This is a genomic window from Rhizobium favelukesii (assembly GCF_000577275.2).
Classification (GTDB): Bacteria; Pseudomonadota; Alphaproteobacteria; order Rhizobiales; family Rhizobiaceae; genus Rhizobium; species Rhizobium favelukesii.
Genome location: NZ_HG916852.1, coordinates 1,977,332 through 1,991,516, shown reverse-complemented (window position 1 = coordinate 1,991,516; position 14,185 = coordinate 1,977,332). Strand labels below are relative to the sequence as shown.

Sequence of the window (14,185 nt, the reverse complement as noted above, 5' to 3'; positions counted from 1 at the left end):
GCGCAGAGGCGGCGGCCGCGCCAGATAAAGAGGCCGCGACTGCGGACTCAGCCGGGAAAAGATCTATCCCCGAAACGTATAGTCGGCGATCGAAGCAGGTTTCATCTCAATGGAGAAGCCCGGCTTTTGCGGCGGCATATAGGCCGCATCCTTGATCACGCAGGGATCGAGGAAGTGCTCGTGCAGGTGATCGACATATTCGATAACGCGCCCGTCCTTTGTTCCGGAAACGGCGACGTAGTCGATCATCGACAGGTGTTGTACATATTCGCAAAGCCCGACGCCGCCCGCATGCGGCCAGACCGGTAGCCCGAACTTCGCTGCGACCAGCAGGACAGACAGTACTTCGTTCAAGCCCCCCATGCGGCAGGAGTCGATCTGCACGATATCGATCGCGCCTTCAGCGATGAATTGCTTGAACATGATGCGGTTCTGGCACATTTCGCCGGTGGCGACCTTCACGGGACCGATCGCCTGGCGGATCTTGCGATGGCCGGCAACATCGTCCGGACTCGTCGGCTCCTCGATGAAGAACGGCATGGCGAAAGCGAGTTTGTTCACCCAATCGATCGCCTGCCCCACCTCCCATACCTGGTTGGCATCGATCATCAAGTAACGGTCGGGACCTATCACTTCGCGGGCGATCCTCAAGCGACGGACATCGTCTTCGAGGTCGCGGCCGACCTTCATCTTCACATGGTTGAAGCCCGCGTCGATCGCTTCCTGGCACAGGCGGCGCAGCTTCGCATCGTCGTAACCAAGCCAACCTGCCGAGGTCGTGTAGCAGGCATAACCTTCCGTCTCGAGCGTCGCGATCCGCTCGGCCTTCCCAGTCTCCGCGCGCTTCAGAATCTCGATCGCCTCATCGCGGGTCAAAACATCGGTCAGATAGCGATAGTCGACAATGTCGGCGATCGCCTCCGGCGACATCTCCGCCACCAGTCTCCAGACGGGCTTGCCGGCCTGCTTGGCGAGCAGATCCCAGACGGCGTTGACGACAGCGCCTGTCGCGAGATGCATCACGCCCTTCTCCGGCCCGATCCAGCGCAGTTGGCTGTCGCTGGTGAGATGCCGCCAGAATTTGCCTGGATGAGCAAGAACATCGGCAAGCTCAGCGCCGACGATGAGATGGCGCATCGCCTCGATCGCCATGCAGCAGATGTCGTTGCCGCGGCCGATGGTGAAGGTGAGCCCGTGGCCGGACAGGCCGCTTTCATCGGTCTCCAAGACGACATAGGCCGCCGAATAATCGGGATCCGGGTTCATCGCGTCAGAGCCATCAAGGCTCTGCGACGTCGGAAAACGAAGGTCGAAGACGCGAAGGTCGGTGATACGGGTCATGGCATTCTCGAATTCGGTTACACGGGCGTTCGGTTCTATAGATGGCACCCACCAATCAGACGGCAAGCTCGGAACATCGCGCCAATACAACCACGCTGCGTCGCCACCGACAACTCATGAATGAGTTTTCTTTTTATATGCAAGACGCGCGGGGGCGCAACGCGATGTCAACTTACGCTTTTCGGCAATTGCACATTTGTATATGTAAGTGCGTATTCACAGGAGAAGTTTGATGGAAGCTGATGACGCTGATCGATACCGCGCCCCGGCGCTGGACAAGGGGCTCGATATCCTTGAGCTTTTGGCCAGCGTCGAGGAAGGGCTGACCCAGGCGGAGATCGCCAAACGTCTCGATCGCAGCCCCAACGAATTCTATCGCATGCTCGACCGCCTCGTGCGACGCGGCTACGTCACCAAGCTGGAGGGCGATCGGTTCACCCTCACGCTCAAGCTTTTCGGGCTGTCGCAACTGCATGCGCCGACGCGCCGCTTGGCTTCCTTCGCCACACCGTTGATGCGCGAGCTTGCGCAACGGACCAAGCAGGCGAACCACCTGGTCGTCTTTGATCGCGGTTCGGCGGTGGTGATCGCCCAGCACGAGGCGCCGGACTATTGGGGCATCTCGATCCGCGTCGGCTCCCATATTAGTCTCTTCGACACCGGTTCCGGCCATGTGCTTCTTGCCTTCCGAAGCGACGAAGAACGACAGATGATGATCGCAGAACATGCACGCAGCCGCGAGGAGGTCAATCTCGGACCGGAGTTTCACGAGCGCCTCGCCCATATCCGCGAGCGCGGCTACGAAATGATGGCGAGCGCGCAGACGGCAGGCGTTCATAACCTGTCGGCGCCGATCCTTGGGCCAGACGGGCGCTGCATTGCAGCTCTTACCTGTCCCTATATTGCCCTGGTCAACGCGCCGGCCTCTCCCGACATCAGCCAGACGATCACCATGGTGATGAAAACCGCGGGCGAGCTTTCGCTGCTGGCCGGCTCTGACGTCAGAACACCGGCGTGAGCCAGCTCGCCAAGAGCACATTTCGCTCGGCTGGTCGCTTGCCGGGGCACAGCTTCGGAGCGTTCGCCACGGCAGCTTTTGAACGCGACCCACACAGCTTTAAGGCCACTGTCAGCTAGCGACCTCATTAGAAATCCTGGCGACGCTCTGCGACGCCCCCAAGCGAAACCATCATGGTGATTGGGCATGCTGCCGCAAGGCAGGCACGCAGCAGCGGAGGTGACGCGTGAACGTATTGCTGGTTGAGGACAACGTCCTGCTGGGAGATGCCGTGCGCGATCACATCGCGGCCGACGGTCATTCAGTCGACTGGTGCCTTAACCTCGCCGAAGCGACGGAAGCGGCCGGAACCGGCAAGTACGGCGTAATTCTGCTCGACTTGCGCTTACCTGATGGCAACGGCCTTACTCTGCTGAAGGCGCTTAGACGACAAGCGAATTTCGTCCCCGTCATCATTCTCACAGCCCATGACCAGACCTCGGATCAGATCGAGGGCTTGCAAAGTGGCGCAGACGATTTCCTGGTGAAGCCCTTCGGGCTCTCGGAACTTTCGGAGCGGATGAAAGCGGCAAACCGCAAGCACTGAATCCTGATTGGCCGCCCAAATGAGGCGGCCAATACCCGTAGGCCTCGGCCAACCGCTGCGGCAGCACACCGAGGCTGACTGGTTCATCACTGGATACTTGCCGTCTTGTCCGTCTGTCGGCGACACGCGGCGAAAACATCGAGATGCGGATCATAAACCTTGGTCGCCACATCCATCAGCCCAAGCACGCTGTGGAAGAGGTTGTCATGTGAACGGGAGCCATCCGTCTGTTTGGCCATGCAGCTCATGTCGAAGCCGGCGGATTTGGCGAGATCGTCGCTGACCCACGCCAGGAACGGGACGTGCGTCTGCTGCGACGGCGCCACGATATACGGCGCACCATGCAGGTAGATGCCGTTCTCGCCAAGCGATTCACCGTGATCCGATACGTAGATCGCTGCACCCGCGACTTTCTCAGAATGCTGCTTGAGCTTGTCGATGACGGTCGAAACGACGTGATCCGTATAGAGGATGGTATTGTCGTAGGCGTTGGTGATCTCTTCGGCCGTACAGTTGCCAAAGTCATTTGCCCGGCAGTCGGGAACGAAGCGTCGGTACTCATCGGGGTAACGAGCGAAGTAGGCAGGCCCGTGACTGCCGATTTGGTGGAGGACTAAGACGCTGTCACCCTTCACGTGATCGAGCCAATCGTCGACCTTGTCGAGCAGGATGGCGTCAAGGCACTCGCTGTCCTTGCAAAAGCGTGGATCGTTAGACTGCGGCAGCGAGGTATAGGCGACGCGGTCAGTCACGTGATAGCTGCCGGTATCGTTGTCCAGCCAGGACACGTCGACCTTGGCGTGGCTCAGCACGTCGAGAAGGTTCTCGGTCGCCAGGCCCTTGCGATGCGTATAGGCCGTCCGCGGATAGATGGAGAACATGCAAGGAATCGAGATTGCCGTCGCTGTACCGCAGCTGCTCGTATTCGGAAAATAGACGACGTTCTGCTTTTCGAGTTCCGGATTGGTCTTGCGCGGATAACCACCAAGCGAGAAATCGTCTGCACGGGCAGTCTCGCCGGCGACGATGATTGTCACGCGCGGCTTGTTTAGACCGGCCGTATTTACCCGATGCGCATCTATGCCAAGCGGCGCAGCAGCGACACGCGCATCCTCCTCGGACGAGACTGCAAATCCAATGGTGCTTGTGATCGGCGCAAATGGATTTAACCTCTCGAGGATGTCCCTGTGAGCCCGCCCGACACCCGCAAAGGCCCGGTAGTCGCCGAATCCGATTGTGGCGAAGACGGAAAGGCAAGCCAGGATCACGCCCGTATTATGAGCAAGCTTGGACAGCACCGGGCGATGCCGGATACGCACCCACACAATGAGAAGCGACGGCAATATTCCAGTGAGCAGCATATGAAGCGCAAAGCGCACCGTTATCAAATGCCCTGCCTCCGCGCCTGTCGACACAGCTGCATTGCGGATCATCTCCTTGTCCACGATCACCCCGAACTGATCGGTAAACCAGGAGCCGGCGGCTGCCGTGAGCACGAAAAGGATCAGAAACGGCTTGGTAACGTACTTCGCAGAGAAAGCAGTGACGATTGCCATGCTGACTGCCGAAATACCGATCGCAAACAGCACGAACGACAGACGATCGGTAGCGAAATCGCCATAGGCAGTGCTCCAGAACGCGTGATTTGTCACAAAAAGCAGGTAGAGAGTGGTAGCAACGCAAAGGGTCACGCTGCCGATTGCCGGCCGCCGGTCAATCAGGCCGGCCTTGGTGGCACTATCTTTCAATTGGTCGTCTCCGCGTCCAGATTTGGCGTCGACGGAACCAGGATTGGATCATAGGTAGTTCATGGCCGCCGATAATATTCGCCAGCCATGGCCGGATTTTCTGACAGTCACCTGAACGCTTGAAGACGAGGCATCGCAGCCGCCTCTAAAGGGCGAGCATACATTGAGCGGTTCAGGCCAGCGGATTGCCGTATTGCGCGCCGGATAGCGTGCGCGACACGGCATTGCGCCAACCGGCGATCTTCGTCTGCCGCTCGGCCTCCTCCATCGAGGGCTGGAACCGCCTGTTGCAAGCCCAGGCCTTTCCGAATTGCTCGTGGTCCGGCCAGACCGCCGCTCTCGAACCCGCGAGCCAGGCCGCGCCCAGCGCCGTTGTCTCCAGAACAGCGGACCGGTCCACTGGATTGCCGACCACATCGGCAAGACGCTGCATCGTCCAGTCGGAACTGGCGGCCATACCGCCATCGACGCGCAGGACCGTCTCGATGTGATGGCCGCCCCAATCCTTCCGCATCGCGATCAGCAGATCGAGTGTCTGGTAGGCCACGGATTCGAGTACCGCATGCGCCAATTCGGCCGGGCCGCTGTTTCGGGTTAAGCCGAAAATCGCACCCCGCGCCTCTGGATCCCAATAAGGAGCGCCGAGCCCCGTAAAGGCAGGTACCACATAGACCTGCTGATTGGGATCGGCTCGCGTCGCCAGGGTGCCGCTCTCCGATGCCTGTGAAATAAGGCCAAGGCCGTCGCGGAGCCATTGCACGGCTGCACCGGCGATGAAAATCGAGCCTTCCAGCGCATAGGTCGTCTTGCCGCCGAGCCGATAGGCGATCGTCGTAATCATCCGGTTGCTGGATGCCACGCAGTCACGCCCTGTGTTCAGCAGGGCAAAGCAGCCTGTCCCATAGGTCGATTTCATCATGCCGGGCTTGAAGCAGGCATTGCCGATAGTGGCCGCCTGCTGGTCGCCGGCAACACCGAGGATTGGGATGGCTGCCCCGAAGACATCGCGATCGGTGACGCCGAAATCGTCCGCGCAGTCCTTGACCTCCGGAAGCATGGCTGCCGGGATCCTGAGGAGGCCAAGAAGCTCGTCGTCCCACCGGCCCTCCGTTATATTGAAAAGCAGCGTTCGCGACGCGTTGGTGGCATCCGTGGCATGAACGCGTCCGCCGGTCAGATTGAAGATAAGCCAGCTGTCGACAGTACCGAAACACACCTCGCCAGCCTCGGCACGCTCCCGCAATCCGTCGACATTGTCGAGCAGCCAGCGCAGTTTCGTTCCGGAAAAATAAGGGTCCAGTAGCAGACCCGTCTTAGCGCTGAAGAGCTTCTCGTAACCGTCAGCCTTGAGACTGTCGCAGACCTCGGCCGTGCGCCGATCCTGCCATACGATTGCCTTGTAGAGCGCCCTGCCCGACTTTCGCTCCCAGACAACGGTCGTCTCACGCTGGTTGGTGATACCGATCGCGGCGATATCGGCCACTGGAACGTTGGCGTTTGCCAAAGCTTTCCGTGCCGTATTGACCACCGTGGTCCAGATCTCGTCCGGGTCATGCTCGACCCAACCTGGTTGGGGATAGGATTGCTTGATCTCTTCCTGCGCAGAAGAGATCATCTTCATCCCGGCGTCGAAGACGATCGCGCGCGAGGACGTCGTGCCCTGGTCGATCGCGAGAATATGGCCGCTCATTGTCTTCTCCGGGCGCAACAGTTCGCCTCGCCGCCGCGAATGCGCCAGCTCATACGATAGGTCATTCCATGGGGTGGTTGGTGCCGACGGCGTTTGCGCGCCGTCGGCATTGCTATTGGTCGGGCCTCGTACCCGACCAAATGCCGCTGATCAGTTGGACTGCCAGCTCTTGACCAGTTCGTCGTAATTGACGGTAACCGGCTTTTCCTTCTCATTCTCGATCTTCAACTGGGGAGCGAGGTTGCCCTTGGCGACCGCGTCCTTGTTCCAGTATTCGAGATCATGCTCTTCGGCGAGCTTCGGACCGATATCGCCCTGCACCTTGGCGCGCTCCAGGCGTTGCAGGACCTTTTCCTGCTCTGCGCAAAGCGAATCCATGGCTTCCTGCGCGGTCTTCGCACCCGAAGATGCATCGCCGACGGCCTGCCACCAGAGCTGTGCCAGCTTCGGATAGTCAGGAACGTTGGTGCCGGTCGGCGACCACTGGACGCGGGCCGGCGAGCGGTAGAACTCGATCAGACCGCCGAGCTTGGGAGCACGTTCCGTGAAGCTCTTGTCGCGGATGGTGGATTCGCGGATGAAGGTGAGACCAACATGGCTCTTCTTGACGTCCACCGTCTTCGAGGTCACGAACTGCGCGTATAGCCACGCAGCCTTGGCGCGATCGTCAGGTGTCGACTTCATCAGCGTCCAGGAACCGACGTCCTGATAGCCGAGCTTCATGCCGTCCTTCCAGTAGACGCCGTGCGGGCTCGGTGCCATGCGCCATTTCGGCGTGCCGTCCTCGTTGACCACTGGCAGGCCGGGCTTGACGGCATCGGCCGTGAACGCGGTGTACCAGAAGATCTGCTGGGCCACTTCACCTTGCGCCGGAACGGGGCCGGATTCGGAGAAGTTCATACCCTGCGCTGCCGGCGGTGCATAGGCCTTCAACCAATCCAGATACTTCTGGATCGCATAGACAGAGGCCGGGCCGTTGGTGTCACCACCGCGCGCGACGCACGAGCCGACGGGACGGGAGTTCTCATCGACCTTGATGCCCCACTCGTCGACCGGAAGGCCGTTCGGAAGACCCTTGTCGCCGTTGCCGGCCATCGAGAGCCAGGCGTCGGTGAAGCGCCATCCGAGCGACGGATCCTTCTTGCCATAATCCATATGGCCGAAGACCTTCTTGCCGCCTACGTCACGGCCGGTGAAGAATTCGGCAATGTCCTCATAAGCGGACCAGTTGACCGGAACGCCGAGATCGTAGCCGTACTTCGCCTTGAAGTCGGCCTTGTTCTTCTCGTCGTTGAACCAGTCGTAACGGAACCAGTAGAGGTTCGCGAACTGCTGGTCGGGAAGCTGGTAGAGCTTCTTATCAGGTGCCGTCGTGAACTTGGTGCCGATAAAGTCATTGATGTCGAGGCCAGGATTGGTGACGTCCTTGCCTTCCTTCTCCATCCAGTCGGTCAGCGAGCGGGCCTGCTGGTAGCGCCAATGCGTACCGATCAGGTCCGAGTCGTTGACATAGGCGTCGTAGATGTTTTCGCCCGACTGCATCTGTGTCTGCAGCTTTTCGACGACGTCGCCTTCGCCGATCAGGTCGTGGGTGATCTTAATGCCGGTGATCGCCGTGAAGGCAGGCGCCAGAACCTTCGATTCATATTCGTGAGTCGTCAGCGTTTCGGAAACAACCTTGATGTCCATGCCGGCAAAAGGCTTTGCCGCATCGACGAACCACTGCATTTCCTTTTCCTGGTCGGCGCGGGAAAGCGTCGAGAGTTCGCCGACTTCCTTGTCCAGAAAGGTTTTCGCCTCATCCATGCCGGCATAGGCGGAGCCCGCCATGGCCAGCAACATGTTTGCTGTTGTCGCTAGTAAATGCTTTCGCATAATATCCTCCCAGGGTTGCGATTGCAGTCTTCACGTTTCAGGCGGCCAGTGCCCCCGGCCATCTGTCTTTCCCTGCCGTCACACGTAGCGGAAGACGCCGATGGCGTAGACTACGGAAATGGCAAGAGCCCACCACAGGTTGGGTCCAACAAGACCCAGCCATGCGAGTTGAATGAACGCTGCGCCAAGCAGCGATACGAAGAGCCGGTCTCCTCGCGTGGTTTCAAACCTGAGGATTCCCACACGCGGCGAACCGCCTGGCGCGAGATACTCCCAGACGCTCATGCCGACCAGCAGCATGAGAATCGTCAGGAAAAACAATGCTGTCGGCAGCGTCCACGCCATCCAGGAAAAATGCATGAGTGGTCCTCCCTTGTCAGACGCGACCGAGCGCGAAGCCCTTGGCGATGTAGTTGCGTACGAAGTAGATGACGAGCGCGCCGGGAATGATGGTGAGCACGCCGGCTGCCGCCAGCACGCCCCAGTCCATGCCCGAGGCAGACACCGTTCGCGTCATGATCGCCGAGATTGGCTTGGCCGCCGTCGTCGTCAGCGTGCGGGCCAGCAGCAGTTCCACCCACGAGAACATGAAGCAGAAGAAGGCGGCCACGCCGATGCCTGAAGCCACAAGTGGCATGAAGATCCGGATGAAGAAGCGCGGGAACGAGTAGCCGTCGATATAGGCCGTCTCGTCGATCTCCTTCGGCACGCCCGACATGAAGCCTTCGAGGATCCAGACCGCCAGCGGCACGTTGAACAGGCAGTGGGCGAGCGCCACCGCTATGTGCGTGTCGATGAGGCCAAAGGCGGAGTAGAGCTGGAAGAACGGCAGCGCGAAGACGGCCGGCGGCGCCATCCGGTTCGTCAGCAGCCAGAAGAATAGATGCTTGTCGCCGAGGAACCGGTAGCGCGAGAAGGCATAGGCCGCAGGCAGCGCCGCCAGCACCGAGATCACTGTGTTCATGGCGACATAGGTGATCGAATTGATGTAGCCGTTGTACCAGGACGGATCGGTGAAGATAACTGTGTAGTTTCTGAGCGTCGGGTTAAGCGGCCAGAGCGAGAAGGTGCCGGTGATCTCGGCATTTTCCTTGAAGCTCATGTTGATCAGCCAGTAGATCGGCAGCAGCAGGAAGATGATGTAGATCGTCGAAACGACCCAGGAGAAGTTGCCCGCTGGCTTGTATTTCGCAGGCTTGTATTTCATTGTCTGATCCATGGTCCTCTCCTTTCTCACGCGTTCTCGTCGCCGCTGGTCATCACGGTGTAGAAGATCCATGAGAGTAGCAGGATGATCAGGAAGTAGATGATCGACATTGCCGCTGCCGGACCGAGGTCGAACTGGCCGACGGCCATTTTCACGAGGTCGATCGACAGGAACGTGGTCGAGTTGCCGGGACCGCCGCCGGTGACGACGAAAGGCTCGGTATAGATCATGAAACTGTCCATGAAGCGCAACAGCACGGCGATCAGAAGCACCCGCTTCATCTTCGGCAGCTGGATATAGCGGAAGACGGACCAGCGCGACGCGCCGTCGATCTTCGCCGCCTGATAATAGGCATCCGGGATCGACACGAGGCCGGCATAGCAGAGCAGGACGACAAGGCTTGTCCAATGCCAGACGTCCATAACGATGATGGTGATCCACGCATCGATCGGGTCACGGACATAGTTGTAGTCAAACCCCAGTGCTTCCAGCGTATGTCCGAGCAGGCCGATGTCGACACGACCGAAAACCTGCCAGATCGTACCGACCACGTTCCATGGGATGAGCAGCGGCAGCGCCATCAGCACGAGGCAGACCGGCACGCCGAGCCCCTTCTTCGGCATGTTCAGCGCGATGAAGATGCCAAGCGGGATTTGCAACGCCAGAATGATCAGCGAGAAGGCGAGATTGCGCTGCAATGCCGCCCAGAAGCGGTCGGAATGAAGCGTCTGCACAAACCAGTCCGTACCCGCCCAGAAGAACTCGTTGTTCCCGAATGTGTCCTGCACCGAGTAGTTCACAACGGTCATCAGCGGAATGACGGCTGAGAAGGCAACCAGGACCAGAACTGGTAGAACCAGAAACCAGGCTTTGTTGTTCCAGGTCTTTTCCATGCTCAGCCCTCCCTGCCGACGCGCCAGGAATTGGCATAAATGTTGATTGCATCCGGATCGAAGGTCACCCGCGCATCGGTCGGGATTTCGGAGTCCTCCGTCACGACGATGGCGATCGGTTGACCGGCAAAGGTGGCCCGCACGACCTTCTGCCGTCCAATGTCCTCGACCCTGTTGACGGTGACCGGCATCCCCTCGCGGCCGAGATTGATGAACTCCGGACGGATGCCCAACTCGGTCTTTGCACCAGCGGCCGTTTGCGGCGCATAGTCCAATGACAATGTCTCGCTGCCGATACGGACCGCGTTACCCTGCAACTGGACCGGCAGGACATTCATGCCCGGTGAGCCGATGAAGTAGCCGACGAACGTGTGACTCGGCCGCTCGAAAAGCTCTGCCGGCGTGCCGATCTGGACGATTTCCCCCTCGTACATAACGACGACCTTGTCAGCGAAGGTCAGCGCCTCCGTCTGGTCGTGGGTCACGTAGACCATGGTGAAACCGAACTGTTTGTGCAGCCGCTTCAGCTGCGAACGCAGCACCCACTTCATGTGCGGGTCGATAACGGTCAAAGGCTCGTCGAACAGGATGGCGTTGACGTCGTTGCGCACCAGGCCGCGACCGAGCGAAATCTTCTGCTTCTGGTCGGCGGTCAGGCCCTGCGCCTTGCGTTTGGCCATACCCCCGAGGTCGATCATCTCGAGAATGTCACGAACGCGGCGGTCGACGTCCGGTTCGGCGACGCCACGATTGCGCAACGGAAAGGCCAGATTGTCGTAGACGGTCATCGTGTCGTAGATGACCGGGAACTGGAACACCTGCGCGATGTTGCGCGCCTGTGTCGAAAGGTTCGTCACATCGTTTCCGTCGAAGAGGATGCGGCCATGCGATGGCTGCAGCAGGCCGGAAATGATGTTGAGCAGTGTTGTCTTTCCGCAGCCGGATGGTCCGAGGAGCGCGTAGGCGCCGCCGTCCCTCCATTCGTGATCGACTTCGCGAAGCGCGTAGTCCGTGTCCGACTTCGGGTTCGGTCCGTAGGCGTGGCGGATGTGGTCGAGCGTGATGCGTGCCATGTCCTTCTCCCTTACGCCTTTGCGCCAGTTGCGATAGCGCGACCGTCGGTGCCAAAAGCCATGACATGACGCGTGTCGAGGTACACGTCGACCTCGGTGTCGGGATCAATGTTGTGAATACCGTGGGCGAGCATGACCCAGCGCACGCCATCGAAATCCAGGTGCACGAAGCTCTCCGACCCGGTAATTTCCGAGATCTGTGTGCGAGCCTGCAGCCTTGCGGCGGCCGGGGTTTGCAGCGAAAGACCGAGGTGATGCGGATGGAAGGCAATGGTGACCGGACCATCGGCCATTGCGGCCAGATGTGCAGGCACCGGAAGCATCGTCGCATCCTTCCTTTGGAACACTCCACCAGCCTTTACGACATCAATGAAATTGAGCGGCGGATCGGCAAAGGTCTTTGCCGTGACAAGATCGAACGGGTTTCGATAGACTGAAATGGTCGGTCCGAACTGGGTCACACGACCTTCCGAAAGGGTCGCCGTGTTGCCGCCGAGCAGAAGCGCTTCGGAGGGCTCCGTCGTGGCATAAACGAAGATCGCGCCGGATTGCGCAAAAATCTTCGGTAGCTCGGCCCGCAGTTCCTCGCGCAACTTGTAGTCGAGGTTTGCGAGCGGCTCGTCCATCAGCACCAGGCTGGCATTTTTGACGAGGGCGCGCGCAAGCGCCGTGCGCTGCTGCTGGCCGCCGGAGAGATTGAGCGGCGTCCGGTCCAGATAGGGCGTGAGGCGCAGCAGATCGGCGGCCTTGCGCACTTCCCGGTCGATCGTCGCCACATTCTTGCCGGCAATCCGCATCGGCGAGGCGATGTTCTCGTACACCGTCAGCGCCGGATAGTTGATGAACTGCTGGTAGACCATCGCGACATTGCGCTTCTGCACCGCCATGCCGGTCACATCCGCGCCGTCGAAATGGACGGAACCACTCGTCGGACGATCGAGCCCGGCCATCAGCCGCATCAGCGACGTCTTGCCGGACAGCGTCGGCCCCAGCAGCACATTCAGCGTGCCTTTTTCAAACGCAAGACTGGTCGCGTGGATATGATACTCCCCGCCCACCATCTTTGCGGCGTTCCGCAATTCAAGCATTCCGGTTCCCGTGCCTCCTCAACAGCGGGGACATTACCGCTTCAACCAGCCATCTGTGCCGGTCGCGCGGCCATGTACTCCTCCAATAGCGCAGCCTGTTCCTTGGTTAGACGCAGGCCGTCCTTCGTTCTTCGCCACAGCACATCATCTGCGCGTCTGGCCCATTCGTGATCGATGAGATAGCGAACCTCTGCTTCGTAGAGATCGCCACCGAAACAGCGTCCGAGGTCCTCGGTGTTGGTCGCCCGTCCAAGAAGAACCGACGCCTTCGTGCCGTAGCGGCGCACCAGTCGGCGCGCGTGCCGGTCGGCCAGGAACGGATAGCGGCCCCTCAGTTTCGCGACTTCAGCCTCATAGCCGGTTGCTGCGAAATCGCCGCCCGGCAGATGGCTTTTCGCTGTCCACGGCGCGCCTTTGGCACCGATCGCCGCAGCGATTTTTTCCAGCGCATGCTCGGAAAGCCGCCGATAGGTCGTGAGTTTGCCGCCGAAGACGTTGAGGAGCGGCGCACTTTCACCCTCGCCTTCGATTTTCAGCACGTAGTCGCGGGTTGCCTCCTGTGCCTTGGAAGCGCCGTCATCAAACAGCGGCCGCACGGCCGAATAGGTCCAGACGATGTCTTCCTGCCGCACCGGCTCCTTGAAATACTCGCTCGCCGCGTTGCAGAGATACGCCGTTTCTTCTTCGGAAATTTTCACATCCTTTGGATCGGCCGAGTAGTCGCGGTCGGTGGTACCGATCAGTGTGAAGTCCTGCTCGTAGGGGATCGCGAAGATGATGCGGTTGTCTGGGTTCTGGAAGAAATAGGCACGCGGATCGTTGAACTTCTTCTTCACCACGATATGGCTGCCCTGGACGAGCCGTACATGGTGAGCCTCGTTCTGCCCGAAGGCCGCGCGAATGACGTGATCGACCCAGGGACCGGCTGCATTCACCAGCATCCGCGCCTGAAAACTGTTCGCCTGCCCGCTAACGGTGTCGATCGTCTCGATCGACCATAGACCGTTCTCGCGCCGCGCCGACACCACCTTCGTTCTCGGCATGATCAGCGCGCCGCGGTCGGCGGCATCCCTCGCGTTCAACACAACCATGCGTGCATCGTCGACCCAACCGTCCGAATACTCGAATGCCTTCGTGAAGAGCGCCTTCAACGGCTTAGCAGCCGGATCCCGACGCATGTCGAGAACGGCGGTCGGCGGCAATAGCTTGCGGCCGCCGAGATGGTCGTAAAGAAACAGCCCGACGCGGATCAGCCATGCCGGTCGGATGCCGCCCTTGTGATAGGGCAGTACGAAGCGCATCGGCCAGATAATGTGCGGCGCCATCGCCCAGAGCACTTCGCGCTCCATCAGCGACTCGCGCACCAGACGAAACTCGTAATGTTCGAGATATCGCAAGCCCCCATGGATGAGCTTGGTCGCGCCGGAGGACGTGCCGGACGCGAAATCGTTCATCTCCGCAAGCGCGACCGTATAGCCGCGCCCAATCGCATCACGCGCGATCCCGCAGCCGTTGATGCCACCGCCGATGATGAAAAGATCGTGAATCTGACGGCTCACATTCCCCCTCCGAGCCAGAATATACTGCAACGCAACATGCTTGCGCATTTGCGAAAGTGAATGCAGTTAAAGCGAAGATTATTCGAATGTCAAACGAATGTTTTTCG

Annotated in this window: 12 protein-coding genes; 2 read left to right on the top strand and 10 right to left on the bottom strand. The window is 59.8% G+C overall.

Annotated elements, in window-relative coordinates; all coding sequences use genetic code 11:
- Window positions 1–63 precede the first annotated feature (63 nt).
- On the bottom strand, window positions 64–1,341 hold the full coding sequence (locus LPU83_RS48535; protein WP_037069725.1) for an L-fuconate dehydratase: 1,278 nt from the start codon (window positions 1,339–1,341) through the stop codon (window positions 64–66).
- A gap of 232 nt (window positions 1,342–1,573) precedes the next feature.
- Between LPU83_RS48535 and LPU83_RS48530 the strand changes: the two genes are divergently transcribed.
- A complete protein-coding gene (locus tag LPU83_RS48530) occupies window positions 1,574–2,359 on the top strand; it encodes an IclR family transcriptional regulator (protein WP_024314069.1) in 786 nt (261 codons plus the stop codon).
- Window positions 2,360–2,585: 226 nt separating this feature from the next.
- On the top strand, window positions 2,586–2,945 hold the full coding sequence (locus LPU83_RS48525; RefSeq protein WP_024314068.1) for a response regulator: 360 nt from the start codon (window positions 2,586–2,588) through the stop codon (window positions 2,943–2,945).
- 86 nt (window positions 2,946–3,031) lie between these two features.
- On the opposite strand, the gene LPU83_RS48520 is transcribed toward LPU83_RS48525, so the two are convergent.
- From LPU83_RS48520 to glpD, 9 genes are all read right to left on the bottom strand, one after another.
- Window positions 3,032–4,693, bottom strand: coding sequence for a phosphoethanolamine transferase (locus LPU83_RS48520; protein ID WP_024314067.1), 1,662 nt, complete (start codon window positions 4,691–4,693; stop codon window positions 3,032–3,034).
- Window positions 4,694–4,865: 172 nt separating this feature from the next.
- Window positions 4,866–6,383, bottom strand: a complete 1,518-nt coding sequence (gene glpK / locus LPU83_RS48515; RefSeq protein WP_024314066.1) for a glycerol kinase GlpK — start codon at window positions 6,381–6,383, stop codon at window positions 4,866–4,868.
- 150 nt (window positions 6,384–6,533) lie between these two features.
- A complete protein-coding gene (locus LPU83_RS48510) occupies window positions 6,534–8,258 on the bottom strand; it encodes an ABC transporter substrate-binding protein (protein WP_024314065.1) in 1,725 nt (574 codons plus the stop codon).
- A 78-nt stretch (window positions 8,259–8,336) separates the two neighbouring features.
- Window positions 8,337–8,618: a DUF2160 domain-containing protein gene (locus LPU83_RS48505; RefSeq protein ID WP_024314064.1), complete on the bottom strand. Its 282-nt coding sequence runs from the start codon at window positions 8,616–8,618 to the stop codon at window positions 8,337–8,339.
- A gap of 16 nt (window positions 8,619–8,634) precedes the next feature.
- Window positions 8,635–9,465 (bottom strand): carbohydrate ABC transporter permease, encoded by an 831-nt coding sequence (locus LPU83_RS48500; RefSeq protein ID WP_374046193.1) that lies wholly within the window; start codon window positions 9,463–9,465, stop codon window positions 8,635–8,637.
- Between the two features lie 26 nt (window positions 9,466–9,491).
- Entirely contained in the window at window positions 9,492–10,358 is an 867-nt protein-coding gene (locus LPU83_RS48495) for a carbohydrate ABC transporter permease (RefSeq protein WP_029709946.1), read from the bottom strand.
- A gap of 2 nt (window positions 10,359–10,360) precedes the next feature.
- The gene (locus LPU83_RS48490; protein ID WP_024314062.1) at window positions 10,361–11,431 is read right to left on the bottom strand and encodes an ABC transporter ATP-binding protein; all 1,071 of its coding nucleotides are present in this window, start codon (window positions 11,429–11,431) and stop codon (window positions 10,361–10,363) included.
- An 11-nt stretch (window positions 11,432–11,442) separates the two neighbouring features.
- Complete coding sequence (locus tag LPU83_RS48485) at window positions 11,443–12,519, bottom strand: ABC transporter ATP-binding protein (protein ID WP_024314061.1); 1,077 nt, start codon at window positions 12,517–12,519, stop codon at window positions 11,443–11,445.
- 41 nt (window positions 12,520–12,560) lie between these two features.
- Window positions 12,561–14,078: a glycerol-3-phosphate dehydrogenase gene (gene glpD / locus LPU83_RS48480; RefSeq protein WP_024314060.1), complete on the bottom strand. Its 1,518-nt coding sequence runs from the start codon at window positions 14,076–14,078 to the stop codon at window positions 12,561–12,563.
- Window positions 14,079–14,185: the final 107 nt, after the last annotated feature.